Annotated in this window: 4 protein-coding genes; 1 reads left to right on the top strand and 3 read right to left on the bottom strand. The window is 49.9% G+C overall.

The features are described 5' to 3' along the window. The first annotated feature begins 215 nt into the window (after nucleotides 1–215). Nucleotides 216–566, top strand: coding sequence for a hypothetical protein (locus FJZ26_05620; GenBank protein ID MBM3229886.1), 351 nt, complete (start codon nucleotides 216–218; stop codon nucleotides 564–566). Here the strand turns inward: FJZ26_05620 and FJZ26_05615 are convergent. The 3 genes from FJZ26_05615 to FJZ26_05605 all read right to left on the bottom strand — a co-directional run. Next, the gene (locus FJZ26_05615) at nucleotides 563–1,645 is read right to left on the bottom strand and encodes a hypothetical protein (protein MBM3229885.1); all 1,083 of its coding nucleotides are present in this window, start codon (nucleotides 1,643–1,645) and stop codon (nucleotides 563–565) included. The genes FJZ26_05620 and FJZ26_05615 overlap by 4 nt on opposite strands. Nucleotides 1,646–1,715: 70 nt before the next feature. Then, nucleotides 1,716–2,123 carry a Zn-ribbon domain-containing OB-fold protein gene (locus FJZ26_05610; protein ID MBM3229884.1) on the bottom strand — a complete coding sequence of 136 codons (408 nt, stop codon included), beginning with the start codon at nucleotides 2,121–2,123 and terminating at the stop codon, nucleotides 1,716–1,718. A gap of 14 nt (nucleotides 2,124–2,137) precedes the next feature. Continuing rightward, nucleotides 2,138–2,325, bottom strand: a 188-nt coding sequence (locus FJZ26_05605; protein ID MBM3229883.1) for a thiolase domain-containing protein, incomplete at its 5' end; no start/stop codon positions are given.

Raw genomic sequence — 2,325 nt, 5'->3', positions numbered from 1 at the left:
CTGTCCAGGAGTTCAAGAGTGATTACTCCATCCGGAGAGCCCTCGGCGGCTTTCAGGAGCCGTGTGACCACTTTTTGTTTTAACATGCAATAATAAACAATTTGTATATTATAAGCCTTTTGTTTTTTGAAAGTCAAACATTCCAAATTTTATATCCTCGTTGAAACCTCTCGTGGCTTCGACGTCAATAAAACATCTGCTGATGTTTTATACTCTTGTCCAAAAATAGCTTCATGGGGATAATGGAGCTTATCTCAGACGCCCTCAAGCCCAAGCCTCATTCTCACCAGAAGGCAAAATGCCCGAAGTGCTCATCTGATTTGACCTTGGGATTGGAGCGCTGCCCCAAGTGCGGCACCCATGTCTCCTCGATGTTCCGTATAGAGTGCCCCAAATGCAAGGCGGCAAACGAATTGTCTGCTGAAAAGTGCTCCAGTTGCGGATACGGCCTGGTCAGCCAGAAAGTTCCGTCTGGAGGGAGAACACAGTACCGCTGCCCGATTTGCGGTTATGTAGCGGACTACTACATGCTGTCGTGCCCGAGCTGCGGCGTGAAATTCATCTAATTTTCCCTGGCAACCGCCAATTCGGTGCATCTCCATGCGCCTTCTGCTTTGATTAGCTCGAAATATTCTATCAGGACGGGATGCATGCCAAGCTTTTCCAAAAGCGCATGGACATTCGTTGCATCAGGGCTTGCAATCCTGACTTGCCTGTCAAGGCTTATGAGGTTGGTCACAAGGTTCTGGAATTCTGCCTCAGAAACTTCCATGGTGTTTCCGTACATTTTTCTTATAAGTTCCAAATCCTTTTCCGAGCCAAACGCATGCGGGCTTACAATTGCTGCCCCTCCGTTACCGTTTCTCTTTTCGATAGGGCAGAAAGCGCAATCCAGGTGCAATATGCCGTCTTTCAGCTGAATCGGCACAACTTCCATGTTTATCGCAAGCTTGTCGACAATGAATTTCAGCCATTCCACTGCCTGCCAGTTGGTCCTGTCCCCTACGCCGACGAATATCAGCCCATCTCCCAGCATGATGTTGCCGCCCTCTATAAGCACTCCTTTCGGTGGCTTTATTCCGCCAATCACAGTTGCCTGCTCATGCTGCCTTATTGGCTTTACCAGCCTTGCCTGGAAGAAGAATTCCTTTATCGCAAAGCCAATGTCCCGTGTGAAGGTGCCCTCTTTCCTATCAGGGTCAGGCTCTATGATTATCACTTTTACCCCGTGGTCAAGGTTGGCAAGCACAAGGCTGAGGAACTGGTAAGTGGCAAGCAGCCTGTCCGGCTTGTCCGTATTGTATCTCCCCTCTCCCTGATTTATGGGGGCAGCCCAGTCAAGATGCGTCGGAGGGGACATAACTACTAAAAGAAGCTTGCCATCCTCGCTTTGGCAGTTCACAGGGTATTTTGAGGCGTCAAACTGCTTGACTATCTCTATTTTTGGGTGCTTGGCAAGCTCTGCAAACGTTTCAGAGGTAAATTCAATTGCCCTCCAGTCTTTTTTCCGGTGCCCATCAGGGTTCTGCTCAGGCCCTTTGAATTTGGAGAAAAAGTCGTGCCTGCCGCTAAGCTTCTCCTTTATTTCGGCTAGCCCTGGCTCTTGCGGCACGTAGAGCTTCTTCTGAGGGTTATGCGTAAACATCCATTATTTCGTGCTGCGGCTCATATATAGGCAGTTTGTTGCTTTTGGAACAAAAAGTAGCAAGCGAAATCTACTTGCGCACCAGCCTGAATTTGTATCCGTAGTGAATCAGGCCTTCTGCCGAGTCCTCCATAATCTTGCGGAAGACCATCTCAACCGAATCGCCAATCTTCACGTCCTTCTCGCCCACTCCCACTATTTGCGCTGTGATTTTAGGCCCCTCATCAAGCTCCACTATTGCAAGGACATAGGGAATCTCAAGCTCAAAGCCAACCGGCCCTGCCGTAAGCTCGGTGAATGAGTAAATCTTTCCCTTGCCGCAAAATTGCTTTGCAACAAGCTTTCCCTTCCTTCGGCACTTGGGGCAAAGCTTCCTTGTGGGGAAGTAGTTTGTCTTGCAATTGGTGCATGAGTTGCCGGCGAGCCTGTAGCGCTCGGGCAGCCTTCTCCAGGTGATTGCAAGATTTTCTGATGGCATGAAAACCACTATGTTCAAGCACGTTTCATGATGTGCACAACTGCAGTTGCGCCAGAGCCGCCCACGTTGTGCGCCATCCCTATTTCAGCGCCCTTCACCTGCCTGCCTTCTCCCTTGCCTCGGAGTTGCCAAACAATCTCGGCAATTTGCTTTATGCCCGTTGCGCCCACAGGGTGGCCGCAGCCTTTCAGGCCGCCCGATG

It is taken from the genome of Candidatus Parvarchaeota archaeon (genome assembly GCA_016866895.1).
In the GTDB taxonomy this organism is placed as follows: domain Archaea; phylum Micrarchaeota; class Micrarchaeia; order Anstonellales; family VGKX01; genus VGKX01.
The sequence above is the reverse complement of the archived record's forward strand: the minus strand, read 5'-3'. Positions and strand labels throughout refer to the sequence as shown.

Coding starts and splice junctions, on each gene's coding strand:
- FJZ26_05615 (MBM3229885.1), bottom strand. CDS start 1,645: ATGTTTACGCATAACCCTCAGAAGAAGCTCTACGTGCCGCAAGAGCCA.
- FJZ26_05610 (MBM3229884.1), bottom strand. CDS start 2,123: ATGCCATCAGAAAATCTTGCAATCACCTGGAGAAGGCTGCCCGAGCGC.